Origin of the sequence: Prosthecobacter sp. (assembly GCF_029946185.1) — a bacterium.
In the GTDB taxonomy this organism is placed as follows: Bacteria; Verrucomicrobiota; Verrucomicrobiia; order Verrucomicrobiales; family Verrucomicrobiaceae; genus Prosthecobacter.
Genome location: NZ_JAQSEA010000208.1, coordinates 1 through 26215 on the forward strand (window position 1 = coordinate 1; position 26215 = coordinate 26215).

At 59.4% G+C, this 26215-nt stretch carries 19 protein-coding genes; 13 read left to right on the plus strand and 6 right to left on the minus strand.

Annotated elements, in window-relative coordinates; genetic code table 11:
• Positions 1-366: 366 nt before the first annotated feature.
• Together PSV43_RS17575 and PSV43_RS17580 are read right to left on the minus strand one after the other, a co-directional pair.
• Positions 367-3711 carry a protein kinase gene (locus PSV43_RS17575; RefSeq protein ID WP_300200286.1) on the minus strand — a complete coding sequence of 1115 codons (3345 nt, stop codon included), beginning with the start codon at positions 3709-3711 and terminating at the stop codon, positions 367-369.
• 65 nt (positions 3712-3776) lie between these two features.
• Positions 3777-5510, minus strand: coding sequence for an Hsp70 family protein (locus tag PSV43_RS17580; protein WP_300200290.1), 1734 nt, complete (start codon positions 5508-5510; stop codon positions 3777-3779).
• Positions 5511-5920: 410 nt separating this feature from the next.
• Between PSV43_RS17580 and trpD the strand changes: the two genes are divergently transcribed.
• From trpD to PSV43_RS17610, 6 genes are all read left to right on the plus strand, one after another.
• Positions 5921-6958: an anthranilate phosphoribosyltransferase gene (gene trpD, locus PSV43_RS17585; protein WP_300200293.1), complete on the plus strand. Its 1038-nt coding sequence runs from the start codon at positions 5921-5923 to the stop codon at positions 6956-6958.
• Positions 6959-7026: 68 nt separating this feature from the next.
• Complete coding sequence (locus tag PSV43_RS17590; RefSeq protein WP_300200296.1) at positions 7027-7917, plus strand: hypothetical protein; 891 nt, start codon at positions 7027-7029, stop codon at positions 7915-7917.
• Between the two features lie 89 nt (positions 7918-8006).
• Entirely contained in the window at positions 8007-9470 is a 1464-nt protein-coding gene (gene gatB, locus PSV43_RS17595; protein WP_300200299.1) for an Asp-tRNA(Asn)/Glu-tRNA(Gln) amidotransferase subunit GatB, read from the plus strand.
• Positions 9471-9480: 10 nt separating this feature from the next.
• Complete coding sequence (locus PSV43_RS17600) at positions 9481-9891, plus strand: hypothetical protein (RefSeq protein ID WP_300200302.1); 411 nt, start codon at positions 9481-9483, stop codon at positions 9889-9891.
• A gap of 100 nt (positions 9892-9991) precedes the next feature.
• Complete coding sequence (locus PSV43_RS17605; protein ID WP_300200305.1) at positions 9992-10144, plus strand: small basic protein; 153 nt, start codon at positions 9992-9994, stop codon at positions 10142-10144.
• Positions 10145-10156: 12 nt separating this feature from the next.
• Positions 10157-11284 (plus strand): pseudouridine synthase, encoded by a 1128-nt coding sequence (locus tag PSV43_RS17610; RefSeq protein WP_300200308.1) that lies wholly within the window; start codon positions 10157-10159, stop codon positions 11282-11284.
• Here the strand turns inward: PSV43_RS17610 and PSV43_RS17615 are convergent.
• Positions 11166-12071: a diacylglycerol kinase family protein gene (locus PSV43_RS17615; RefSeq protein ID WP_300200310.1), complete on the minus strand. Its 906-nt coding sequence runs from the start codon at positions 12069-12071 to the stop codon at positions 11166-11168. The two genes, PSV43_RS17610 and PSV43_RS17615, sit on opposite strands and share 119 nt — an antisense overlap.
• A gap of 241 nt (positions 12072-12312) precedes the next feature.
• On the opposite strand from PSV43_RS17615, the gene PSV43_RS17620 reads away from it, so the two are divergent.
• The 5 genes from PSV43_RS17620 to PSV43_RS17640 all read left to right on the plus strand — a co-directional run bounded on the left by PSV43_RS17620 (position 12313) and on the right by PSV43_RS17640 (position 21440).
• Positions 12313-12555 (plus strand): type II toxin-antitoxin system Phd/YefM family antitoxin, encoded by a 243-nt coding sequence (locus tag PSV43_RS17620; protein WP_300200313.1) that lies wholly within the window; start codon positions 12313-12315, stop codon positions 12553-12555.
• Positions 12552-12938 (plus strand): type II toxin-antitoxin system VapC family toxin, encoded by a 387-nt coding sequence (locus tag PSV43_RS17625; protein WP_300200316.1) that lies wholly within the window; start codon positions 12552-12554, stop codon positions 12936-12938. The genes PSV43_RS17620 and PSV43_RS17625 overlap by 4 nt, the downstream gene beginning before the upstream one ends.
• 118 nt (positions 12939-13056) lie before the next feature.
• Positions 13057-14793, plus strand: a complete 1737-nt coding sequence (locus PSV43_RS17630; protein ID WP_300200319.1) for a molybdopterin-dependent oxidoreductase — start codon at positions 13057-13059, stop codon at positions 14791-14793.
• A gap of 158 nt (positions 14794-14951) precedes the next feature.
• Entirely contained in the window at positions 14952-18947 is a 3996-nt protein-coding gene (locus PSV43_RS17635; RefSeq protein ID WP_300200322.1) for an autotransporter-associated beta strand repeat-containing protein, read from the plus strand.
• 51 nt (positions 18948-18998) lie between these two features.
• Positions 18999-21440, plus strand: coding sequence for a U32 family peptidase (locus tag PSV43_RS17640; RefSeq protein WP_300200325.1), 2442 nt, complete (start codon positions 18999-19001; stop codon positions 21438-21440).
• Here PSV43_RS17640 and PSV43_RS17645 read toward each other — a convergent pair.
• Positions 21434-21724 (minus strand): hypothetical protein, encoded by a 291-nt coding sequence (locus PSV43_RS17645; RefSeq protein ID WP_300200328.1) that lies wholly within the window; start codon positions 21722-21724, stop codon positions 21434-21436. The genes PSV43_RS17640 and PSV43_RS17645 overlap by 7 nt on opposite strands.
• Before the next feature lie 141 nt (positions 21725-21865).
• On the opposite strand from PSV43_RS17645, the gene PSV43_RS17650 reads away from it, so the two are divergent.
• Entirely contained in the window at positions 21866-23542 is a 1677-nt protein-coding gene (locus tag PSV43_RS17650) for a VWA domain-containing protein (protein ID WP_300200332.1), read from the plus strand.
• 7 nt (positions 23543-23549) lie between these two features.
• Here PSV43_RS17650 and PSV43_RS17655 read toward each other — a convergent pair whose 3' ends face one another.
• Both PSV43_RS17655 and PSV43_RS17660 read right to left on the minus strand, forming a co-directional pair.
• Positions 23550-24119 (minus strand): Maf family protein, encoded by a 570-nt coding sequence (locus PSV43_RS17655; protein ID WP_300200335.1) that lies wholly within the window; start codon positions 24117-24119, stop codon positions 23550-23552.
• Complete coding sequence (locus tag PSV43_RS17660; RefSeq protein WP_300200338.1) at positions 24116-24361, minus strand: YgdI/YgdR family lipoprotein; 246 nt, start codon at positions 24359-24361, stop codon at positions 24116-24118. Before PSV43_RS17660 ends, PSV43_RS17655 begins: the two co-directional genes overlap by 4 nt.
• A gap of 135 nt (positions 24362-24496) precedes the next feature.
• On the opposite strand from PSV43_RS17660, the gene mtnP reads away from it, so the two are divergent.
• Positions 24497-25369, plus strand: coding sequence for an S-methyl-5'-thioadenosine phosphorylase (mtnP, locus tag PSV43_RS17665; protein ID WP_300200341.1), 873 nt, complete (start codon positions 24497-24499; stop codon positions 25367-25369).
• The last annotated feature ends 846 nt before the right edge of the window (positions 25370-26215 follow it).

Consider the following 26215-nt stretch of genomic DNA (forward strand, 5'->3'; position numbering starts at 1 on the left):
GATTCAATCGCGTGTTTCCTCAGGCGCTTTCCGGAAATCAGTTCTGGAAAACGCTATAGCAGGCTGTTTTTTGCTCGCTGATCATGGGCTTCCTTCTTCGCTCTCCTGCGTCGAGCTATGAAGGGCAGGTCGACGGCGGCTGGCAGAGGACAGCGATCCCTAACAGTGATGGGCATGCCCGTGCCCGGTACGAGGTCGCAGGGCGCTTGTTCTTCCAAGCTCCGTCGAGCGTGGCCATGCGCTGCTTTACGGAAATTTGTTTCGGAAACGCGATAACTCTGGGAGGCTGCGTGGCATGGGCGTTGACATACGCTGATGGACGGGCGGGCTGTCGCCACACCCATCCCACTTCTGTGAATGCAGGGCTCAGTGCGGCGGGTTTTGAAAGTCGAGCTGGCCGTGGGTGAAGACGTAGGGAAGGGCGGCACCGGCTATGGTGGTGAGCTGGGTGGCGGGTTTTGACTCGATGGAGCGGCCGGGACCGGATTGGGGCTGGTTGGTGCAGTCCTGCACGTAGAGGGTGGCTTTCAGCGGTGATTTGGCGGGCAGCTTTTCCTCGGCGGCGCCGAAGGTGCATTTTTCAAAGATGCAGTTCCGAGTGGCGAGGGCAAAGCTCTCGGGTACGCGGCAGTTGATGAAGCGGCAGTTCTGGATGCTGAGCCAGTCCTTGGAGACTTCGGCGCTGGCATCCTCCCGGAAGACGAGAGGGCCCAGATCGAGGTCGAGGAGGGTGCAGGAGTCGAGCTTCATGCCAACGTCGCTGACTCTCCAGCCCTTCATGAAGGAGCCAGCAAGCACGCAGTTGGTGAAGTGCCATCTGCTGCTGAAATAGGCTGTTCCCCAGGGGCCTTCTTTGGCGAACATGCAGTCCTGAAAAATGCTGTCGCGTGCTTCGAAGCTGCCGCCGAGGTCGGCGGTGATTCTCACATCGCGGAAATGGCCGCTGGTGGCCTGCCATGAGCCTTCGCGCATGTGAAAGCGCACGTTTTCGATGCGCATGCCGGGCAGGCTCGTCACATCGCCACGCTGCTCGTCGTAATTGGCTCTAGGGTCTTTCTTGCCGGGAGCGCCGATGTCGATGCGGTGCAGGGGGTGATAGCTGCCTGCAGGAATTGTGAGGTTGCCAGTCCATTCGGTTTTGTTGAGAAAAAGCTCACGCATTGCCGGAGTGCTGGCGATCTGGTCTTCGGCGGTCTGGAGGTCCATCACTTTCACCTTGGCGGATTTGATCGTGACGACGTGATTCAGTGGAAAAATTTCCAGGGGTTTTTCCACCTTGGAGTAGTCGCCAAAGTGGAGGAAACGACGTTTGCCATCGACACTGATGCTCTGCATGTGCGGCTGGATGAGCCATTGGATGGTGACAAAGGTGTCCTCCGGGATGCGCCCCATGCCGGGCACATGGCGGGCGCCGCCGGGGTCGGCATCGAGGCGGAGCTCGTCCTGTTTTTTTTCCCAGTTGAAGATCACCTGCTTGGCGGTGTAGGCCAGCCGCAGGTCATCCTGGCGCGTTTTCACCACGAGGGTGAACTCCACGGGTGGCGTGAACGAGTCTGCCGAGGTGAAGCGGTCGTTTTTTTGCAGCACCATTTCAAGTCCTCCTGGCAGGAGTTCCTTGGCCTCATTGAGGAGCGCGGCACGTTCGCGGGAAAGACTGGCGATGCGTTCATCTGCGAGTTTGGCGTCGTCCAGCATTGCAGCCTGGGTCCATTCGAGCTTCGCGGCTTTCAGGACTACTTCATACTTCAGGAAGAGGGAGGTGATGCCGTTGCTACGGGCGCTCTCGATGGGATGGAGGCTGGTGCGGTAGGTGGAGCGCAGCGTATTCAGCGGTGCAGGCAGATTTGGGGCATCCTCGGTAGGCAGCGGGGCGTGGCTGGTGATGAGCTGCTGCTCCTCACGAAGGGCGAGCGCCTGTGGCAAACGCGCTGCGGCTGTCTCCGCTGACAGTGCACGATCCAAAGCGGCGAGGTATTTGGTGTTCAAGTCTTCCAGCGCAGTGCGATGTGCCGTCAGGACGTCACGCTCCAACGCTGCATGGAAGCTGGAGTCCAGTTCACGCAGCCGTTTCGCGCCATCGCTTTCGACCACGGGTTGAGGCGGAGGGACGGGCGCGGGGGCTTTCGATGGCGCGGCATCCCATTCGAGGAGGAAGGTGCGTCCGCCGGCTTCGCCGCCCAGGCCCCAGTGCGTCAGGGCGGGTGCTTTCATGTCGAGTTTAAGGATGAGCTTTTTCTCTGGATCGGCTGCGGCGGCCGCAGGATCATCCCAATGAGTGTATTCAAAGGCTTCGCCTGTGACCCACTTCCACACCCCCTTTTCGCGCACACCGCCGATGGTGGCGTGCAAAAGGCTGACCTGCTTCAAGTAAGGCGGCATCGTTTTGTCCATCCAGTCCTGCTCCTCCTGGCTGTTGATGGTGGCCAGGTGGGCACCAAGGCTTAGCGCATGCTTTTGGGCGTCGGCCTGGTTCCTGCCTTCGCCGACGAGCTGGTAGAAGTGCCCTTTAAATTCCAGCACCGGCATGGTGGACAAAGGACTGCCCCTGGGGGCGTTGGGGTCGGCTCGCACGATGACTGGTTCGGGTGCCACAGGAGACGGTGGCTTCATCACGGGTGTCTGTTTGGCAGGCTCCTGTGCAAGTACGGGTTCCTGCTTGGAGGGCGCGGACTGAGCAAGTTCGGGTACGGCTGGTGCCGCAGGCTGCCCGCCCGGCCGCAGGAGAAGGACAGCAGCTACGCCGAGAACGATGACGGCGGCGGCGATCATGCCCCAAGGGGTGCCTGGCGGCGGCGGGGGTGGTGGTGGCTGGCGCGGGAGCATGCCGCCGACGGGAGCCTGCCGGGCCGGTTTTTCTTTGGCGACGGGGACGGTGAGGATTTGATCGAGATCACGGCGCAGTTCTCGGGACGTCTGATAGCGGCTGGCCACATCCTGCTCCATCGCTTTGCGCACGATGGCGTCGTAGCGTGTGTCACAGCCCATTTTCTCACTGGGCATTGGAAAATTGCCGCGTGGGATCTTGCCGGTGAGCATGTTGTAGAGCATCACGCCGACTGCATAGAGATCGGCGCGGCCATCGACCTGCATGCCGATGATCAGAACCTCGGGTGCGACGTAGTCTGGGGTGCCCATGGTGGTGCCTTCCTGGGTCAAGCTGCCGGACTGCCCAGGATCGTGCATGCGGGCCAGACCGAAGTCGGCCACCTTCACGGCGCCTTCCATGTTGATGAGAATGTTTGCGGGCTTGATGTCGCGGTGAACGACGCCGTGCTCGTGCGCGTAGGCCAGGGCGTCGCAGACGTGGGCGGTGATCGCCATGGCGTGATCCACCGGCAGCTTCCCTTGGGCATGGATCATCTTGGCCACGTCCGTGCCGTCGATGTACTCCATGACGATGTAGAGCAGTTCATCGCGGGTCTCGCCGAAGTCGTACACGGCGACGATGGCGGGATGGTTCATTTTTGCCATTGTGCGCGCTTCGTTCTTGAAGCGTTCGATGTACTCGGCCTCGTCTTCCGCCACCTGGGGAGGCAGCACTTTGATGGCCACGAGGCGGTCGAGTGAAGTCTGGCGCGCTTTATACACGGCACCCATGCCACCGCAGCCGATCATCTCCCATTGATCATACTGAGGCAGCATGGCCTGCAGGTGCTCCGCTGCTGGCGGGGTCCATCCCACGGCTCCGTCATGTTGAGATTTCTCATTCATGGCCTGTAAAAACGATCATTAGCGGCGGAGGGTAGCCGCCTGCTCCAAAAATGGGAACAGGAAAATCAGATCAAGCCACGGCGAACCAGCGATTCTTCCATCGCGCGGTCGATCAGCAGCACGGCCAGAGATTGGGTGGCGTCATCGAGCAACTGGGTGGCGGCTTTGAGGGACTTGGCGTCGTGATCAGGGGCATCGAGCAAGGCGTGGACGGCGGCGGCCTGGCTGAGCATGGCGGATTTTTCTTCGGTGCTGATCGCGTCAGCGAGTTGATCGAGTGCGGCAGCGACGGCGGGGAGGAGTTCTTCCGCCTTGAGCTTGGCTTCGGTCCAGATGCGTTCGTTCATGTCCTCGAAGGCGAAATCGACACTCTCGGCGATCATCTGCTCCACGCGTTCGTCTTCGACATCGACGGCGGTGCCGGTGATTTGCAGGGTGGTGTCCTGATTCGTGGCGGTGTCGCGGGCGAGGACGTGGAGGATGCCGTCGGCATCAATGCTGAACTGCACGCCGACGCGGGCGCTGCCTTTGGGGCCGGGCGGGAAGGGGACTTCGATGCGGCCGAGCTCCCAGTTATCCTTGGCGAGTTCGCGTTCGCCCTGGAGGATGCGGATGAGCATGTTGTCCTGATTGGCCACGGCGTTGGTGAACATCTCACCGGCTTTGGCGGGAATGGTGGTGTTGCGCGGGATGATGATGTTCATCAAGCCGCCGAAGGTTTCGATGCCGAGGGAGAGCGGGGTGACATCCAGCAGCAGCACCTGGCGCAGGCTGCCGCCGAGGATGCCTGCCTGGATGGTGGCACCGAGGGCGATGGCTTCGTCCGGGTTCTGCGTGGTGTTGGGCTCTCGGCCGAAGAGTTCGCGTACGTAATCGCGCACCAGTGGCATGCGGGTGCTGCCGCCGACGAGGATGACTTCATCCAGCTCTGTGGCTTTGACGCCGGCATCGCTCAAGGCACGCAGGCAGTGGATGCGGGTGCGCTCGATCCATGGGCGGGCGATTTTTTCGAGATCGGCGCGGGTGATGTCGAGACCATTGAAGGAGGCGCAGTCGTCGGTGGAGAGGCGCTTTTTGACGGACTCGGCGGCTTCGAGGACGCGGATGTCGTGGGTGGGCAGGGCGAGTTTCTCTGCGATGAATTCGGCGAGCAGGCGGTCGATGTCATCGCCGCCGAGCTGGGTGTCGCCTGCGGTGGAGAGGACCTGGAAAGTGCCGTCGCGCATTTCGAGGACGGAGATGTCGAAGGTGCCGCCGCCGAGGTCATAGACGGCGATTTTTTGATGCTCGGAGAGTTTGTCGAGACCGTAGGCGAGAGCGGCGGCGGTGGGCTCGCTGAGAATGCGGAGGACTTCGAGACCGGCGAGTTCGCCGGCGCGCTTGGTGGCGTTGCGCTGGGCGTCGTTGAAGTAGGCAGGGACGGTGATAACGGCCTGGGAGACGGATTGTTCGAGCGCCCGCTCGGCGACGGCTTTGAGGTGCTTGAGGATTTCTGCGGAAACTTCGACGGGGGAGGTTTTCAGTTCGCTGAGAGAGTAAGGCGGCGTCCATCCGGCTTCGCCGGGGCGGCGGCCGATGAGGCGTTTTACTGAGGTGATGGTGCGCGTGGGGTGCAGGGCGCGCTGGCGCAAGGCGACGGCACCAACCGTGAGGCTGCCGTCTGCTGCGATGCAGACGGCGCTGGGGGTGCTGCGGCTGCCGTTTTCATCGGCAAGAAGGATGGGGAAACCGCTGTCAACGACACCGACGAGGGAGTTCGTGGTGCCGAGATCAATGCCGAGGATGGGACGGGTGCTCAAGATGGGTCTGCAAGGTGGGATTGGGAGTCGAGACGGGCCAGGGCTGCGTGCAAAGATTCCAGCTGCGGGCTTTTTGCCAGGATGGGGATGACGTCAAAGGGAACGAGTTCGCTTTCACAGTCCATCGCGTTGTCCCCAAGTTTCCAATGCGGTTATCTGTCGACGCCGCTGGGAATCCAGATCAGCTTGCGACCCAGATTCCGCTTGATCATAGACCATACTTCCTCGGCAGACTTGGAGCGCTTCCGTGAGGAGGAGGTCTTCGGGGTGGGGGCTGGCTGCGATGGGGGATTGAGGCATGTCTTCAAGGCTGGATCGCGACTGCTCACGGGAGGAGGATAGGCTAAATCGTTGCAGATCGCAATCACTCAAGTGTTTGCCAAGAAGCGGGGACGCGGCAGACTTCGCCCATGGAAAACCTCATCGCCTCACTCAAAGCTGGAACGCACCTGGACGACACGCAGATCACGGAGGCGGCGGCCCAGTTGGTTGATGCTGCGGTCACGGCGGCGGCGAAGGCGAATTTTCTGCGGGCTCTGGCGAAGAAGGGTGAAACTCCGGCGGAGATCGCGATGTTTGTGAAGGAGTTTTTGAAGCTGGCGGTCGATCCGGGCATTGATCGCTCGAAGCTGCTGGGGCCGATGCTGGATGTGGTGGGGACGGGCGGGGATCAGCTGCATTTGTTCAACGTGTCGAGCACGGCGATGTTTATTCTGGCTGCGGGTGGGGTGTGCGTGACGAAGCATGGCAACCGTGGCATCACCTCGAAGGCGGGTGGCGCGGATGTGCTGGAGGCGCTGGGAATTAAGATTGATCTGCCGAAGGAAAAAGTCGTCGCGGGCATTGAGAATATCGGGCTGGGGTTCTTCTTTGCGCCGTTGTACCATCCGACGTTCAAGGCGGTGGCGGAGGCGCGCAAGCTGCTCGCGGCGGAGGGGCAGCGCTCGATTTTCAATGTGCTCGGGCCGCTGCTGAATCCTGGAAGGCCGGACTACCAGCTCATCGGTGTGTTTGATCCGAAGCTGACGCGGGCTTTTGGTGAGATTTTGGTGCAGCTGGGCCGCAAAGGCGCCTGGGTGGTGCATGGCACCGCTGCTGACGGGCAGGGGATGGATGAGCTTTCCACGCTGGGGGTGAACGATGTGTGCCAGGTCGCCGAGGGGAAGCTGAGTGAGACTCAAGTGGATCCCAAGGCGCTTGGGTTTGGCAACGCTGCGCTGGAAGATCTGGTGGGTGGGGATGCCGCGGAAAACGCGCTGATCCTCGAAGGTGTGCTGGCAGGGACGATCAAGGGGGCCAAGCGTGACATCGCGGTGCTGAACGCAGCGGCGGGTTTTGTGATCACCGGCATCGTGGTGGATTTGGTGGCAGGAAGAGTGCTGGCCGAGGAGCTGCTGGACCGTGGCGCGGCCCATGCCAAGCTGCGGGCGATGCAGGATTTGATCTAAGGTCATTTTCTCGCACGACAGGAGGATGGGAGATGTTAAGATGACCTGAATATTTACTTATCTCGCTTATGACTCACCCCAGCGAAGTGCTCCAGTATGCGCAGAAGGTGCCCTCCAGCATGTGGGCCACCATCGCGATTGTTGGCTTCATCGCCTTCACGGCGGGGCTGGCGTTTGCCAAAGGGGTGGTGAAGCAAATCATAGGAGTGGCCTCGCTGGCGGTATCGGTGTGGGCGGCGTGGTATGTGTTCATGCATCGTGTGCAGATTTTCGGTGCCACGGGCATGACGATGACGACGAACCGGCTCATGTTTCTTTCTGCCGCCGCCGGGTTGTTGATGTTCTTTCTTTGCCAGGTGGGCACGTATTTTCTGGCCGCTTTGGGTCTGCTGAGGCTGCTGGGTGGGCTTACGGGCTGGAAGGGGCTGATCGTGAGCATCATTCCTTCCGGCGGGCTGCTGTGGCTGGGCAGCATGGTGCTGCGAGTGGTTGGCAGCCTGTATGGAATGGAGAACGCTGCAGAGATCGTCAAAAAAGGCGGTTCGATCGAGAGCCAGGCAAAGTCTGTTTTTTACAGCCTGAGTCAGCGCGTGGATAACAGCTTCATCGGCGGTCTGGCCAAAAGGCTGGACCCCTACGACATCAAGCCCACAGCCAATCTGGCCCGCCTGCTGATTCTGTGGCCTGAAGGTACCATGTGGCAACGGCTGGCCGAGCAAAGTCCGGCCACGGCCAATGCGCTGAATCATCCGCTCATTGCCCAGCTTGGCTATGATCCCGATGTGAGAAAAGCCATCGAGAACAAAGACTTCGCGGGACTGATGCAGATGCGCAAGATCGAGAAGGTGGCCAACCACCCCGACCTGCAGCCCATACTCAGCGGCATGGGCTTGGAGCAGGCGATGGACTCGGTGGTGTATCAGCAGCCACCACCGCCGCAGCCGGTGAAGTTGTATTGAGAAGCAGAGGGTGAAAAAACCGCCAACGGCCCGTTGCTCCGGCCTTTGCTCTCGCTTTCATCTTCCGGCACTCGTCCTTTCCTTTTTGCATGCCCAAATACATCCTCACCATCGGCCTTGAAGTTCACGCGCAGCTCACGACGCGCAGCAAGATGTTCTGCGCGTGCCCGGTTGAGTATGGGGCGGAGCCGAACACGCACACCTGCCCCACTTGCATGGGGCTGCCGGGGGCGCTGCCGGTGTTGAATCAGGCGGCCATTGAAAAGACCCTTCTCACGGGGCTGATGCTGGGCTGCGAGACGCCGCCGGTAGTGAACTGGGATCGCAAAAACTACTTCTACCCGGACATGCCGAAGAACTACCAGATCACCCAGATGCCTTTCCCGCTCTGCCTGGGGGGCGGCGTGCCGCTGTATGATTATGCGTATCCGAAGGACGCGCAGAAGAGCATCGCGAATCCGGGGAAGGTGGTGAAGCTGACGCGCATCCATTTGGAGGAGGATGTGGGCAAGTCCACGCACTATGACAAGTTCAGCGCGCTTGATTTCAATCGCGCGGGAACGCCGCTGATGGAGATTGTCAGCGAGCCGGATCTCGACAGTGCGGAGGAGGTGGTGGCCTATCTGGGGAGCCTGCGGCAGATCCTGATCTATGGCGGTGTGAGCGATGCGGACATGGAGAAGGGCAACATGCGCTGCGACGTGAACATTTCCCTGCGTCCGGAAGGTCAGAAGGAGCTGGGCACCAAGATTGAGTTGAAGAATATTAACTCGATGTCGGCGATTCGGCGTGCGATCAAATATGAGACCGAGCGTCAGGCCGACTGTCTGGACCGGGGTGAAAAACTGGTTCAAAGCACCCTGCGCTGGGATGATGACCGTGGCGAGACCACGCTCATGCGCTCGAAGGAAGATGCGCATGATTACCGCTACTTCCCAGATCCTGACTTGCTGCCGGTGCGCACGGCTGAGTTGCTGGCCAAGGTCAAATCGCAGGTGCCGGAGCTGCCGCATGAAAAGCGTGCGCGATTTGAAAAGGACTACGGATGCAGTGCTTACGATGCCAGCGTGCTCGCCAGTGAGAAGGAGCTCGCTTTATGGTATGAGGCGGCCGTGGCCGCTGATACGCAGGTGCCGGCGAAGAAGATGGCCAACTGGGTCATCAATGATCTGCTGGGTGCTCTGAATGACCGCTCGCTGACGCTTGCCGACTGTCCTGTAAAGCCGGAGGCGCTGAGTTCTCTGGTCGCTACGATTGAAGGCGGCAAGATCTCAAACAACCAGGGCAAGGAAGTCTTTGTCGAGATGTTTGAAACCGGCAAGCCTGCGGCGGAAATCATCAAGGCCAAGGGGTTTGAGCAGGTGAGTGACACGGGTGCACTGGAGGCCATTGTTGAGCAAATCCTCGCGGCCAATCCAGACAAGGTGGCGGAGGTTCAGGCTGGCAATGAGAAGGCGATGAACTGGTTCACCGGACAGGCGATGAAAGCCAGCCAAGGGAAGGCGAATCCGAAGATGGTGACGGAGATTGTGCGAAAGAAAGTACTGGGTTGAGCCGCTTCCCATGAAACGCGCTTCTATTCCGCTCCTGATTGTTTTGATCTTTGGCGTGGCAGTCTTGTGGCTCACCCTTCGAACGCCAGTCTCACCGGTCAATCCATTGGTGGCGCACTGGGAAGCTCCAGGAGGAGGCATTTATTTGGATGCTAGTGATGCAAAGATCTTCCAACTGGACGTTATGCATACCTTTTTCTTTGGTGCGTGGCGCCAAGTTGGTCCCGACTTTTGGTCACTTCAGTTTTATGACCTTTCGGGAGACGCGCCCGTTTTGGATGATCCCAAAGCCATTGGAAGGGCCGTGGTCCGGCGGGAGAAGGGTGGTACTATGCTTGATCTAGTCATGCCAGATGGCGACAGACTGACTTTCAAGCAAGAAGGACCGCCTAGCCTCACCGTGGCTGATTTAAAATTCTAGGCCTTGCCCGACCGTTTGCTCTGTCGTGTAAAACCCCTTGCACCCGTGCTTGGGGCTGCTATTCTTCGCGCCCTTTTTCACCCCCAGACCCTTTAGAATCATGTCCCAGCATAGCAGCCTCAGAAATTCCGGCTCCGTCGGTACCAAGCGCAGCGTTTTGAAGCGTGGAGAGCGCGTCAAGCTTCTCAAAACCCGTGGTTTGTGGAAAGAAGGCCGCCTGCCGACCAATCTGCCCAAGACCAAGCCCGAGTAAGGCTTTCCTCCTGTGCGCCTTAACCGATATTTGAGCCAGTGCGGCATTGCCTCACGGCGTGGCGCGGAGGAGATCATCCTCGGCGGACGTGTGTCCATCAATGGGCACCTCATCACCGAGCTGGCCACGAAGGTGCTGCCGGAGGACAAAGTGGTGGTCGATGGCTCGCCGGTGCGGGCCGAGGCGCCCGTCGTTCTCGTTTTGAACAAGCCGAAAGGCTACCTCTGCTCTCGTGGCGACAAGCACGAGCGCATGACCATTTACGACCTGTTGCCTCTGAAGTATCAGAATCTGCACCACGTCGGCCGCCTCGACAAAGAAAGCGAAGGGCTCATTCTCTTGACCAATCGCGGGGATCTTTCCCACCGGATCATTCACCCGAGTCAGGGTGCTGAAAAAGAATACGAAGTGGTCGTCGATCAGGCGCTCAACCAAGGCATCATGGCGAAACTCGTCAAAGGCATGATGACCGAAGAAGGGTTTGCACGCGCTGAACGCACTTGGATGGATGGCGACTACCGCGCGCACATCGTCCTTAAGATGGGGCTCAAGCGTCAGATCCGCATGATGCTTTATTACCTCGGCTACGAGGTCACACGCCTGACCCGCATCCGCATCGGCTGGCTGAAACTGCACGGCCTGTCCAAAGGGGCCTACAAAGAACTCACGCCGACGGAGGTCGAACGCTTCTTCAAGGAAGAGCCGGCCAAGCCGAAGCTGGAACGCAAGCCTGCCGAAGAAAAGGACGACGGGATCGAAGATCACCGGCCCCTGAGCAGACGCGCTCCGAAGCGTGAAGGCAGCTCCGAGACTCGCGAACCGCGTGGTTTCAAGCCTACAGGTGGCAAGAAGAGTGGCGCTCCGGCCCGTTTTTCCGAAGAGAAGCCGATCCGTGGCAAAAAGAGCCCTTCAAGCCGGTCTTCCGAAGGGAAGCCCACGCGTGGCAAAAAGAGCGGCTCTGCAAGCTGGTCGTCTTCTTCCGACGACAAGCCTTCGTATTCCAAGCCCAAGTCGAAGACCTTCAGCCCGCGCTCACGCTCAAGCGAAACGGGGCGGGACGAAAAACCACGGGGGCGGTCAGGTCCGCCAACTCGCCATCAAGCTCCACGGGGGCCTCGCCGGGGTCCGCCGTCACGGTAAATTCGCTGGTCTGGATATAATCTAGATCCTCGCACTCTTGGTAACCGTCCAAGAGCACGCCGCGCAGCACTTGGAGGAACTCCATTCCGCCCAGGCCGCGAAAGATGAGGAGGTCAAGTTTGCCGTCGATGTTGGAAGCATCACGGAACAGGGGGAACGGGCCGCCGTAGTGTTTGCCATTGCCCACGAGCACCACGGTGCCGAGCATCGGCGATTTGCCTTCGATTTGTACACTGAGTGTCGGCGGGGTCCGCATGAGCACGTTCACCGCGCTCATGACGTAGCTCAGCGGGCCGTACTTTTTCTTCGCTTCCCAGGAGGTTTCCTGGACGATCTGGGCGTCGAGCCCCACCCCTGCGAGCTGGGCGAAATACAGGTCGTTCGCCATCCAGAGATCGACCTCACGGCGCTGGCCGTTGGTGATCTTCCGCCAGCAGGCTTCGATGTCGCGGCCTGGCAGCTTCAGTTCCAGGGAGAAAACGTTCATCGTACCCAAAGGTAAAACACCGAGCGCGGTGTGCTTTTCACCGGGTTTGCGGCGGGCGTTGGCGCGGCAGATGCCCTGCAGCACTTCGTTCATGGTGCCATCACCGCCGGCGGAGACGACGAGTTCGTGACCTTCAGTGGCGAGGCGCTCTGCAATCAGCGTTGCATCATTTGGGCCTGTGGTCAGGTGCAGTTCCGGCTCTGGGGAGAGCTTGCGCAGCGTAGCTTCGAGGGAGGCAGCCTTGGTGCTGCGGGCGGCGGGATTCAGGATGACCGGGATGGGCATGAGGGCGGCATTCATGACATGCTGTCTCCTGGATGCCAGCACCAAATTCTTCACTGGTTCCGATCTTGCCAAACGGTGACCTGAAGCAGCATTCCGCACGGCCAGTCCTTTTCGGTTCCGTCCAGCAGTCCTGGCACAAATTCTCGCCCGCGTAGGCCGGAAGAACTCGCGCGGGAGCAGGCACCCAACTTGCATTCTTGCCACAGACTAAACTAAGTTGACTAATTGAGGCCTAACTGGGACAATCTCGACTGTCATGACCACTATTACCACCCATGAGGCCAAGACCCATCTCTCGCGCTACCTTGCTGAGGTCGAAAAGGGGCAGGAGTTCATCATTGCCCGTGGCAAGACTGCTGTGGCACTGCTGACACCGTTGCGGAAAGACCCGCCGCAGACACGCCCGAAGGTGGGTGAGTGCCTTGGCCCGGTCATGGTGGTGCCAGACTCAGCCTTTGCCCCGCTCTCTGACGAAGAACTGACCGAGTGGGGCCTATGAACGTACTGCTGGACACCTGCGCGTTCATCTGGCTCGCCATGCCACAGGGCAGGCTTTCGACCACCGCCACAAACGTCATCAATGATCCCGGTAACCGGCTGTTTTTGAGTGATGTGAGCTTGTGGGAGGTCACGCTGAAGCATTCGTCAGGAAAGCTCCCGCTGCCAGCCAGCCCGCGCGAGTGGGCACCTCTGCAGATGCAGTTTCATCGGTTGGAACGGTGGCCGCTCGAAGCAGACGCCATTTACCGCAGCGGCGAGCTGCCGCGTGTGCATCTGGATCCATTTGACCGGCTGCTGGCCGCGCAGGCCATTGAGTCTGGCATGACACTGCTCTCACCGGACGCGCCACTTTCGCTGCTCGGTGCCTCGCGCTTGTGGTGAGCGCCCAATCCGGACTGTGCGCGGGCTTGCGGTCCGCTTGTGAAACTTTTCACAAAATCGAGTTGCCCCTCCCCGAGGGGGTCCGATAATCGGCTCAAGCCCCTTTTTTTCTTCGCTCATGCCTGCCCCCGCCGAAGCTCCTGCCCCTGTTGCTGCTCCACCGCCATCCGATCTCGTGAATGTACAGATCGACGGTGTCTGGCATAAGTTCCCCAAAGGCACGCGCATGATCGAGGCGTGCAAGCAGGCCAAGCAGGAAGTCCCGAGCTACTGCTACCATCCGAAACTCTCCTCCCCCGGCAACTGCCGCATGTGTTTGGTGGAGATGGGCATGCCGCCGCGACCGGCCCCGGGAACCGAGCCGGAGAAAGACGAGCATGGCATGCCGAAGATCGGCTGGATGCCACGCCCCGTCATTGCCTGCGCCAACACGATTGCTGAAGGCATGGGTATTCGCACGGAGTCCATCCTCACGCAGGAGTGCCGCAAAGGTGTGATGGAGTTTCTCCTCATCAATCATCCGCTCGACTGCCCGATTTGCGATCAGGCTGGTGAGTGCCGCTTGCAGGAGTTCAGCGTGGAGCACGGCAAGGGCGAGAGCCGCTTCCGTGAGGACAAGGTCAAGAAGCCGAAGAATGTTGATATCGGTCCGCGCGTGCGTCTGGATGACGAGCGCTGCATCATGTGCAGCCGCTGCATCCGGTTCACTGCTGAGATTGCTGATGATCCGGTGCTCGGCTTCACTGAGCGCGGCAGCTTCACCACGCTGTCCGTGCATCCCGGCAAGCGCCTGGAGAACAACTACTCGCTGAACACGGTGGACATCTGCCCTGTGGGTGCTTTGACCTCCAACGACTTCCGCTTCCAGCAGCGCGTCTGGTTCCTCAACGAGACCAACAGCATCTGCACCGGCTGCGGCCGTGGCTGCAACATGGAGGTCAGTGCCCGTGGTGACACGATCTACCGCCAGACGCCGCGTGACAACAATGACGTCAACTCCTCATGGATGTGCGACAGCGGTCGTCTCGACTTCCACTTCGTGAACAGTGAATTCCGCCTGACTGATCCGATGATCAAGACGGGTGGCAAACACCAGATCGCCACCTGGAAGGCTGCGCTCAGCAATATCGCCACCGCTCTTGCCGGGAAGAAGGGTGAGGAGATTGCGATCATCGCAAGCGCACGCATGACGAACGAAGAATTGTTCTTCGTGAAGCATTTGGCCGCGCAGCTTGGAACCACGAATGTCGATGTCATTCCACGCACTGGTGGTGCTGACAATTACCTCCGCGCTGACGACCTCAATCCGAACACGAACGGTGCCAAGCTGATCCTCGGCATCGAGCCTGGTGCCAAAATGGCCGAGATCGCCGAACTCATGAGCCGTGGCCGCCTGCGTGTGGTGCTCGCTCTGGGTGAGAACTTGCTCAAGGTCGGTTTCGCGCAGCGTGACCTTGAAAAGGTGCCGTTCATCGCCTCGTTGCACATCTTGGCCAACGCCAGTGCCGAGCTTAGTGACGTCGTGCTCCCTGGCACGGCCTATGCCGAAAAGCGCGGCAGCATGATCAACGTCACGGGTCGTCTTCAGCGCCTGAACAAGGCGGTCAAAGCTCCCGGCAATGCGCACGACACCTGGGAAATCCTGCGTGATCTCATTGTCGCCTGCGGCGGCTCGAATGGCATCTACACCGTCGAAGATGTCTTCAAGCGTCTCAGCGCAGAAGTTCCCGCCTTGAATGATCTTACCTTCTCCAAGATCGGTGATCTGGGAGTGCAGGTTCTCGAAACTGGAGAGAAGATCCCGCTGCTGGAGCGCGAGAAAGAGCGCAAGGCCAAGGGTATCATCGTTGGATGACTTTGAGGCGAACAGACTAGTCTTTGTAGTTGCTGTGATGACAGCTCACTGAAGGTTTTTTGGAGCAGAATTGGCTGGTTCGAGTGGTGGAAAAGGTTATCCCTTTCCTCCCCTCCTCTCGCGCCGCGGCGTGAGTCCCAAAAAAAGCCTCTAACCTCATGCCCGTGTCTTTCACATCAGGCGCTCGTCTCATCGCGCTCCTGTACTTTGTCTTTGCTTTCGAGTCGTCCCATGCGGCGACCCTGTACTGGGACACCAATGGTGCGATCGCGTATTCCGGCAATGCCGGCGGCACCTGGGGCACGGATGCCTTTTGGAGCACGGATGCCAGGGGGCTCACGGCCACTGGTGATTATGTCCCAGGCAGCGCCGTGGTCTTCGCTGCGGGCATTGATGGCACCGGATCTTACACCGTCACTCTGAGTGCGGCCCAGACTGCCACCGGACTCGATTTCCAAGCGGGTCACGTGATCATCGCTCCCGCCACACCGCCGATAACTGGCGACTCCAACAGTGTGCAGACACTGACCCTGAGTGGCACGGGTCCGACGGCCAACGTGCAGAACATGGACGCAGTGATCAGCAGTAAGATGATCGCGTCCGGTCTGACCAAGACGGGAGTGGGTATGCTGACGCTGGACTACGGTGCCTCTGGCAGCGCCAGCTACTTCAATCTGGGGAGCGGGGCCATCAACATCAACGGGGGTGCCTTGGCACTCATCGGCACGGGCGGCAGTGCCAACCAGCTTGCTGCCGCCAGCGGCATCAACATCAACAGCGGCGGCACCTTTTACTGGAGTGGCGGCCCCAACAACATCAGCGACAGCGCCATCATCACCGTCAACACCGGCGGCGTTCTTAACACCCGTGCCAATGACCAGATTGGCAGCCTCGCGGGCAGTGGTCGCATCCTCTTTCAGAACGGAACGGTCTCTCTCTCCATGGGTAACAATGTCACCGTCTTTTCCGGTATCATCAGCGGCAGCGGGACGCTCCGGGTCAATGCTGGCAACGGTTCACTGACCCTCACCAATGCCAACACCTACTTCGGCACCATCACCAGCAACTCAACCAACACCTCCACCGGCGGCTTCAGGCTGGGCCATGTGCGTGCCGCGCAAAATGCCAGCATCAGTCTGGTCAATGCCACCGCCACGGCTATCAATTTGAGCTTTGCCAGTGGCATCGGCACCTTCATCGTGGGATCGCTGGAAGGTACCAGCAACCTCCTGCTGCAGGACGTCAGCAGTGCGGCTGTCACCCTACAGGTCGGCAACAATGACGTGAGCAAAACCTACTCGGGCATTCTCAGCGGTACCGGTGGCCTGACCAAAATCGGCACTGGCATACTCACGCTCACCGGAGCTACCAGCGGTGCCAGTACGTACACCGGTGACACCACCGTCAATGGCGGCGCGCACAACGCCAACAATGGTTCCGTGACTCAAGCTACAGCAGGTGCCTTGAAGCTCGACTTCACCCCCGTGGCCGCTCCCGCCACGAACATCGTTAACAGCGCCAGCCGTCTTGTCCTCGGCGGCGGCAAGCTTTGGGTCGCAGGCAAAAACGACAGCACCGTCGTCAGCCAGACCTTCAACAACACCCTTCTTAATGCCAGCCGCAGCTACGTCACCGTGACCCAGGGAAGTGCCAGCGCGGATACAGTCGTCAACCTCGGCTCCATTACACGCAATGCCGGCAGCATCCTCGAATTTACCCTGCCTCCCGGCACGCAGTCGCTCACCAACGGCATCACCACCACCACGGCCAATGATGCCAGCGGCATCCTCGGCGGCTGGGCCATCGTGGGAAATGACTGGGCGGTGAAAGCCACCGCCGGCGCTGCCATCGGCAATGTCATCGCTGCCGGAGCCGGGGTTTACACCACCTATGGCGGTGGCGACATCATCAGCGCCACCACGTCGAATCTGCTCATCAATGACGCCAGCGGCACCATCACCACCGCAGCGGGCACTACGGACATCAATACCCTCATGGTTCGCAACAACAGCGCCGACAATTCCATCGTCGTCCGCATCCTCGACATTGGCTCCGGCGAAACCCTTCGCTTGGGCGCCGCCGGTTCCATTTGGAATCAAAGCGGCACCAATGGCACCTTCACCATCGGCACTGGCAACAACGTGGGCACCCTTACCGCCGGGGGCGCGAATGACACTGCTGGTGAGATCATCCTCAACAGCGCCGGCTTCGATTTTTCTATCAAGTCCACCATCGCCGACAACGGCACGGGTGTCGTTACCTTGGTCAAGACCGGCACCGGGCAGTTGTTCCTCTCCGGCACCAACACCTTCACCGGTGGCTCGATCTTCACTCAGGGCCGCAACCGCATTGATTCTGCGGGTGCCCTCGGCAGCGGGGCTGTCACCGTGACCGCTGGGGCCACCCTCTGGTTTAATGCAGGCGCGACCTACACCAACGACTTTTACCTCGCCGGCACCGGCTATGGCGAAGGCAACATCCCCGGCGCGCTCCGTCTCAGCTCCTCCAACACCATCGGCACCAGCACCTCCACCATCACCTTGACCGGTGACACCCGGATCGGTGCCGTCAATACTGGAGCCACCAACTTCAACACCCTCGCTGGCAAGATCACGGGTGATTATGGGCTCGATCTCTCCGGCGGTGCCGGTGGCGGCAACATCATTGTCCTGGCCAATCCCAACAACGACTTCAACGGCAACCTGTCCATCAACACCAACCTCAATGGCACCACCGCATTCAATAGCACGACAGCCGTCGTCACGCTGCGCCTTGGCGCTTCTGAAGTCATTCCCAATGGTCTTGGCAAAGGCGATGTGATCCTCAGCGGCGGCACCACCGCAGCCACTCCCGTGACACTGGATCTCTATGGCTACAACGAGACCATCAACAGCCTCATCTCCTACGGCACCCACGCCAACACCTTTGTCACCAACAACCGAACCGGCACGACCTCGACTCTCACCATTGGGGACAATAACAGCAGCACCCTCGTCAGCGCGAACGCCAGCGCTCTTTACACCACCTTCTTCGGCGGTGCCCTCGTGGACGGCAGCGGCATTGTCGCGCTGACCAAGATGGGCGAAGGGACGCAGACCTTCACGGGTGCCAATACCTATTCCGGTGCCACGTTGATCAGCAAAGGCATCCTCCAGGCCGGTGCCGTCAACACACTCTCCGCCAACTCGGACATCACCATCGCCAATGACCCGACCGCCATGCTCGCGCTCACCAGCAGCCAGGCGGATTATTCGCAGACTATCAAATCTCTTTCCGGTGGGGGCACCGTCAATCTGGGGACCATCGCTGCCGCAGACACCGCGGGCACGCCAGGCACCCGGCTCACTACTGGCAGCACCGCAGATACCACGTACTCTGGCACCATCGTTGGTGCTGGTGGCTTGGTGAAGCAAGGGGCGGGCAAATTCACCCTCACGGGTGCGAATACTTATGTGGGAACCACCCAGGTGACTGCTGGTAATCTGCAAGTAGGGCATGCGGGTGCCGGGCAGAGCGGTACGGGCGCTGTGGTGGTCAGCAGTGGTGCCACGCTTTCTGGATCTGGTGCTGTTCAAGGTGCCACCGTGATCAACGGCCTGCTGAGTGCGGGGGACAATGGTGGCGCGGGCATTGGCACGCTGACGGTTACGGACGTCAGCACCGGTAGCCTGACGCTGGCCGGGGGCGGCAGCTCTGTGGCACCGCGGGTACTTTTCACTCTGGCTGGAGCTACGGGCAATGAGGCGGACCCCACCGATGGCGTTCAGACGTCGGGCCTGCTCAATGGCAGCTTTGGCAATCATGACGCTCTCGTTGTGCAGGGGACGCTCACGCTCGCGGCGGGAAGCACGATCAAGGTGGAGCTTGGCAGCGGTTATGATCCCGGCTTTGGCGATGTCTATAATCTCATCGACTGGGGCACTGTGAATGGTGGTGCTGCCGCCATCGTGGCCGGGGGATTCAATGCGGCGAATACTGGCGGAGATTTGGATCTTCAGCTCGGTGCCTCCATGATCACCAATGGTTGGTTTTGGAATACGGACCAGTTTTTGACGGATGGCATCATCTTCGTCGTCCCGGAGCCGGGACGTGCGATGCTGCTGCTGATGGGTTTGGGGCTGGGCGCGGTGCGTCGGCGTAGGCGCAAATGCTGAAGCATAAAGCCTGCAAGTTGCGGAATTCGGGGTAATCTCTGCCCCCCTGCCGTGACTATTTCCTCCCACCTCCCCAAGCCTGAACTTCTCTCCCCTGCCGGAAACTGGGAGTGTGCCCGTGCGGCGGTCGCGAATGGGGCGGATGCGATCTTTTTTGGCATGCCGCGTTTCAATGCGCGCCTGCGGGCGGACAATTTTATGGAAGAAGATCTGCCGGAGCTGATGAAGTTCCTGCATGAGCATGGGGTGAAAGGTTATGTGGCTTTCAACACGCTCATCTTCACGAAGGAACTGCCGGATGCTGAGAAGCAGCTGCACCTGCTGGAGGACTGCGGTGTGGATGCGGTCATCGTGCAGGACCTGGGTCTGGCGCGCATGGTGAAGGCGCTGACGCCGAAGCTGCGGCTGCATGCGAGCACGCAGATGACGATCACCTCACCTGAGGGGCTGGAGTTTGCGAAGAAGCTGAACATTGACCAGGCGGTGCTGGCGCGGGAGCTTTCGATGCGGGAACTGGAGCGTTTCAAGGATGCGGCGGTGCCGCTGGAGGTGTTTGTGCACGGGGCGCTTTGCGTGGCTTACTCGGGGCAGTGCCTCACCAGCGAGTCGCTGGGCCGGCGCAGTGCGAACCGTGGCGAGTGCGCGCAGGCTTGCCGCATGCCGTATGAAATGATTGTCGATGGCGAGCCGCGTGACCTTGAAGACAAGCGCTACCTGCTCTCGCCACAGGATCTGGCGGCGGTGGATGAAATCCCGCGCTTGATTGAGCTTGGGATCCGCAGCTTTAAGATCGAAGGCCGTCTCAAGACGCCTGAGTATGTGGCGGGTGTGACGCAGGTGTATCGCAAGGCGATTGACCGTGCTTTGGCGAATCAACCGGCTCCAGCGAGCGAGGCGGATCGCTATGCGCTTGAGATGACTTTTTCACGCGGTCTGTATCCGGGCTGGATGCATGGGGTGAACCATCAGGAGCTGGTGGGTGCGTACTACGGCAAGAAACGCGGCCCGTTTGTGGGTCAGGTCACGCGCATCATTGATGACGACACGCTCGAGCTTGATGAACTGCACATCGCCATGAAGCCGGGCGATGGGGTGGTGTTTGAAAATCTGTCTGACACTAACTACGAGCAGGGCGGCAGTGTGTATGAGATGCGGGGCAGTGCGCTGAGCTTTCGCCATGGGCATCTGCGGATGCAGGATGTGCAGCTGGGCATGCGTGTGTTTAAGACGAGTGATCCTGCGCTGAATCGTGCGCTGCGGCAGTCGTTTGAAGGAGACATCCCGATTCGCAAGCAGCGTAAACTTGATTTGCATGTGACCGGCACGGTGGGCGAGCCTTTGCGTGTGCAGTCTGGTGTGACTGTGGTGACTTCGAACATGCCGTTGCAAGCTGCGATGAAGCGGCCGCTGACTCCTGGGGCCTTCATTGAGCAGTTCAGCCGCCTCGGTGGGACAGAGTTTGAATTGGGCGAGGTGCAATTTGATGTCGTGGGTGAGGTGATGCTGCCGGTCAGTGAACTGAACCGCATGCGGCGTGATTTGATCGCGGCGTGGAGCGAGGGCGCTGCAACTTTAGTGCCGTTTGAGGCCGTGACTGCGACGTTGGAATCGCTGATGCCTTCGCGCGGGACCTCGGATGACTCGCCGCTCCAGCTTCATGCGCTGTGCCGCACGCAGGCGCATGTGGACGCTGCGCTGGTGCTGGGTGTGCCGAGGCTGTATTTGGATTTCGAAGACATCCGGCTTTACGCGGATTTGGTGAAGCAGATCAAGGCGCGCAGTGACACGGCGCAGGTTTGGCTGGCCACGCCGCGAATTCAGAAGTCGGGTGAAGCCGGTTTCTTCAAGCTTATCCAGCGTGCGGAGCCGCATGGGGTGCTGATTCGCAATCTGGGAGCCATGTCGTTCTTCAAGGATGCGGGCATTCCGATGACGGGAGATTTTTCGCTGAATGTGGCCAATCCGCTCACGGCGGAGATTTTGAAAAAGTCTGGGCTGGAGCGGTTGACGATCAGCTATGACCTGAACATTGAGCAGGTCGTTGATCTGCTTGCTGCTGCGCCGCCGTCATGGTTTGAGCTGACGCTGCATCAGCACATGCCGATGTTTCACATGGAGCACTGCGTTTTTGCAGCGTTCCTGAGCAAGGGCACGGACTTTACCAACTGCGGGCGTCCGTGTGACAAGCACCGGGTGCATCTGAAGGATCGCGTGGGCATGCAACACCCGCTCAAGGCCGATGTCGGCTGCCGCAACACGCTGTTCAATGCGGTGGCGCAAACCGGCGCGCAGTTTTTTGACGAACTTCGTGAGCATGGGCTGCGCTGCTTCCGCGTGGAGCTTCTCGAAGAGAATGCCGATGAGGCGATGATCGTTCTGCGGACTTATCAGGAGCTGATGAGCGGACAGCGCGATGGCGAGGAAATCTGGCGCGATCTGAAGGCGCAGAGCCAGCTCGGTGTGACGCGGGGAACTTTGACGGAACTTCAGTAGAACTTGTCGTGAACGATCTTCTGGATCTCAGGTGAGGCGGGAAGTTGGTTCTGATAGAAGGTGTATGAGTTGATGGCTGTCAGATAGCCATCATTTTTCGTGGCAGATCCAACCCAGGCACCCTCCGGCAGTCTGCCGACGGATCTTTTGACAAAATCCGCGTGAGAGAGTGAGACGTTGGCGGTGAAGTGAGTCACCGTGCCGTTCTGCACGATGATCAAGAAATAAAGACCATCGTGGATGCTGATTTTGTCCTGGTTTAACGTGGGCGCGGAAGCATTCATCCTCTTGGGTGGTTATTGATGCACTGCCAGAAGGCTCGACCAAATCTCAGGTTATTAGGGGCGACAGTTCAAGGCAATGGTTTACTCTTGGAGCAGGAACTTCCTTGAACGCTGGCGGTTTACCACGAGAATCTCAGCCTCATGGCCCACCACGCCTCCGACGATTTCAGTTTCCTGCCGACCGTCGATTCGACGGACGAAGAGGACGTGGTGAAAGAGACGCCATGGAAATCCCAGCCAGCTCCGGCTCCGCCAGAGGCGATTGAGCAAGAGTATGAACCGGTGGCGGAATCGTTTCCTGCGGAAGAGGCTGGGTATGAGGAACTGGTGCCTGAAGAAGCCGCTTACGAAGAGCAGCAGACTGCAGAGGATCGGCTTGAGTTTGAATCTGAAGCTGCGCCGCCAGTGGAGGAGGCGCGGGCCGATGAGGTTTTTCAGAAGGTCGCAGAAGCCCCTTTGGTCAAAGCTCAGCCGCCAACGATTCTTCCCAAACTGGAAGAGATTGCGCCTCCTGCACAGGAGTCGCCTGAAGCGGCGGGGCTTAGCGTGGCTCCTGAGGAGAAGCCCTCCGCGCAGCCTGCTGCCACGGTCCTGCCTCGTAGTGATGACGCTTCAACGGACAAACCGAACACGGATGCTGACCCTGAGGCTGGCAAAAATCCAAAGCCTTTCATTGCTCCGAAATTCGCGCCGGAGGAGCCGCTGGATCCGGAGCAGGCTAAAAAGCTGCGCTGGCAAAAGTTGGCGGATAAGATCGGCCTGCGCACGCTGGGCATGAGTTTTGGGGTTCATTTTTTCCTGCTCTTGATTGCTGCTTTCATCGGGGTGAGCCAGGTCATGGATCAGCAGGTGGACTTTTTGCCCGGCGGCAGTTCTCCGCAGTCGCAGGCGGCTGCGGCTGCACTGACGCACAAGATTCAGAACAAAAAGAATCCCTGGCTGAAGGCGAAGCCGCCGATGCGTAAGATCACGGTGCAGACGCTGTCCTCGAACATTGTGATGCCGGAGATGTCGGCCATGGACATGATGGATTTTTCGAAGATCAACGATCGCATGGACCTGAGCAAGGCACCCAGCATGGCATCGAGCCAGCCGGCAGGGATGGGCATGGGCGGTGCGGGTGGCGGATTTGGTGCTGGCATCGGGACAGGCGGCAAATTCAACTTCCTGGGTCAAACCGCCTTCGGGCGGCGGGTGGTGTTTGTGGTGGATTTTTCCAGTTCCATGTCGCAGCGCTTGAAGGGTGAAAATCAGGGGATGACTCGCTTTGAGTTGATGAAAAAGGAGCTGATCAAGGCGGTGAAGCAGATCCCCTTTGGAACGGCCTACCAGATACTTTTTTTCTCCGACTTCGCCTGGCCGCACAACCAGGTGGACAGCCGCAATGAGGGGGAGCTTGAGAAGTATTTCTGGGAAATTAAGTCGGAGGTTTACAAGGAGGCAAAAATTCCCGCCTTTAAGTACATTCAGGCGACTCAGTTCACGCTTCAGGACAGTGCGGAGGTCATTCAACGGTCGGATAATTCCAGAATCTACACCAACTGGGGATCTGGTTTGCTGATGGCATTGAGTGCGAACCCAAAGCCCGACGTCATTTACTTCATGACCGACGGTGAGAGCAAAGATGAAAACGGCTGGATCGACATCGTGACGGCTGAAAACAAACGCAAGCTGCCCATGACCGTGATTCACACAAGCGTGATGGCCCAGACCGATGCGGCGCCCGAGATGAACTCGCTAGCCAAACGGAACAACGGCAATTTCACCGTCGTGACAGACGATGGCAGGGTCATCAAAGGTGAGGATTTCCTCAAATGAAGCAGGCTCAGCGCTGCAGTTCGTGCAGGGCTGCAGTCACCTCCTCTACTGGCAGGCCTACCACGTTGGTGAAGGAGCCTGTCATGCGATCAAGAAGCATGTCGGTGCATGCTTGGATGCCGTAGGCACCGGCCTTGTCGAGGGGATTTACTTGGGAATGATAAGCGCGGATCAGGTCGTCTGTTAGCGGCTTGAAAGTGACATGGGTGATGACATGCAGCTCTTTGACCACTGTGCCATCACAGGCAAAGGCCACTCCGGTGCAGACTTCGTGGGTGCGGTCAGAGAGACGGAGGACCATGGAGAGCGCCTCGTCCATATCTGCGGGTTTGGCCAGCGGATCACCATCGACATAAACCAAGGTGTCTGCACCGATGACAAGTGCTCCAGGCTGGTTGAGGCTGACGGCCAGGGCTTTGCGCCGGGCGTTTTCCAGGGTGAGCTGTTCGGGGGTCAGCGAAGCATCGTGGGCTTCATCGACCTGCGACAAGACGATTTCAAATTCGAACCCCGCGTGACGAAGAAGCTCCAGTCGGCGAGGTGAGGCGGAGGCCAGTACGAGCGGACGCCCGCTCACGCCCGATTCTCCACAATGGTAGCGACATCGTCTGCACGGATCACGGCATCCCGCTTGTCCGGCGTGCGGTAGCGGTAGTAGCCGGTTTTTTCCTGATACTGGGGTGCTCCTTCACAGGGCACTTCCCGCCCGTCCTTGAGCTTGATTTTGTGCGGTATGGTGGACGCAAACATGCTCGGCACGGAGCATGAGACGAGGGAGATGACTGGGAGGATCAGCAGGAGGCGGCGCATGGCATTCATGGCAGTGGATGGGAAACTAACGATGAGATTCAGACGCGACTTTCGGTATTTATGTTCATCCTTCAGGAGAGTTACCTTTTCAAGCGTCACAATGATGTCAGTTGAAGCAGTCTTCGTGCCTCCTATCCTGTTTGAATGAATCAAAATTTTCCTCCTGCCATCGGTATCATCGGCGGATCCGGCCTGTACGACCTTGAAGGCTTTGAAAACCGCGAGGAAATCAGTGTGGAGACCCCGTTTGGCCCTCCCTCGGATGCGATCGTGACTGGCACGCTGGCCGGACGCCGGGTGTATTTTCTACCCCGCCACGCCAAGGGCCACCGCATCCTGCCAACAGAGCTGAACCACCGCGCCAATCTCTGGGCGTTGCGCAGCCTGAACGTGCGCTGGATCATCGCCGTGACTGCGGTGGGCAGTTTGCAGGAGCAGTACCATCCGCGCGACATTGTTCTGCCGGATCAGTTCTTTGACCGCACCAGCCGCCGCGATCAGCATACCTTCTTTGGCAAAGGGATCGTGGCGCATGTGGCGTTTGGGGACCCGATTTCTGATGGCCTGCGCGGGCTGCTGCATGACGCCTGTGTTGCGCAGGGCCGCAAGGTTCACAACGGGGGCACCTACGTATGCATGGATGGCCCGGCCTTCTCCACCCGTGCTGAGTCGAATGCGCACCGGCAGCTTGGCTTTGATGTCATTGGCATGACGAACCTGCCCGAGGCGAAGCTGGCTCGCGAAGCGGAGATCGCGCTCGCGACGCTGGCGATGATCACGGATTACGACTGCTGGAAGGTCGAGGAGGAAGCGGTCACCGCAGAGTCGGTCATCGGGCATCTGCATGCAAACGTCGCTGCTGCGAAAGCCATTCTGGCCCATATCATTCCGAACATTCCGGAGGAGCCGAACTGGCCGGAGCACAGGGCGCTTGACTGTGCTTTGATGACTGACCGCAAATTGTGGCCTGAGCAGACGGTGGAGAACCTGCGGCCGATTCTGCAGCGGTTTTTGTGAACTGGACTAGGCGGTGTTTGAAAGCGTGTCATACCATGATGCGTTGAAAATGGGTCTGTTTTCTCGTGCTGAGAATCTTGTCGGGGAGAGCATCATGTGATGGCGGAGCCAAGGTGTGGCGGGGCTTGTTGCAGACGCTGCTGGTGGGCGTGGACTGCGGCGGAGCGCTGGCTTTGCTTCCCGGATTATTGGTGGAGGCACCCAGGGTCGCCTCGCTGAGGCTCGGCTGACCCTGGGCTGGACTACGCAGCCCATTCAGGGCTGGTGTGTGGCGGGACGAAGTGACGAAAGAGCGCAAAGAGTCCTTACTAAGCGCTATGGATTCAGACCCTTTCTCAACTGTGCGTGGTATTACCGCCTGCGGTATGCTTCCTGGACTGCGCCGATTCTCCGCTGCCTTCGAGTGTGTCGTGGCCTGCGGAAAGCTCCCGAGGACTGGAGCACTCCAAGACGCTCCGCTTTCTTTTGCACGCTTCGGCGTGAGGGGGGGGCACCATGTGATCAAATACCGACTGGTTCTAAAGTGTTAAGCGTCTGGGGCGAAGCAAAGCAGCCTTGTTCCGCACAAGGCTGCTTTGCTTCGCCCGGACGGCAGCCGAAAGCAGCTTGCCTGAGGATCATGAATATCAAGTCTAACTGGGTAGAACCAGTGTGTTTGAAAACACTGAGGGGTGAATGCAGCGAAGCAATGCGACCCCTTTGCTCCGCGAGAGGTTTTGAACGCGTCCCAAGAGGAAATCGTTTTCGAGTCTTTGAAAGTGTGGCGGGTATTGGGTGCCTTGGGCTCATCGCGCGGGAGCGAGATGGCTAGTGTGCTTGGCATGAACATGAACTAATCAGATGAAA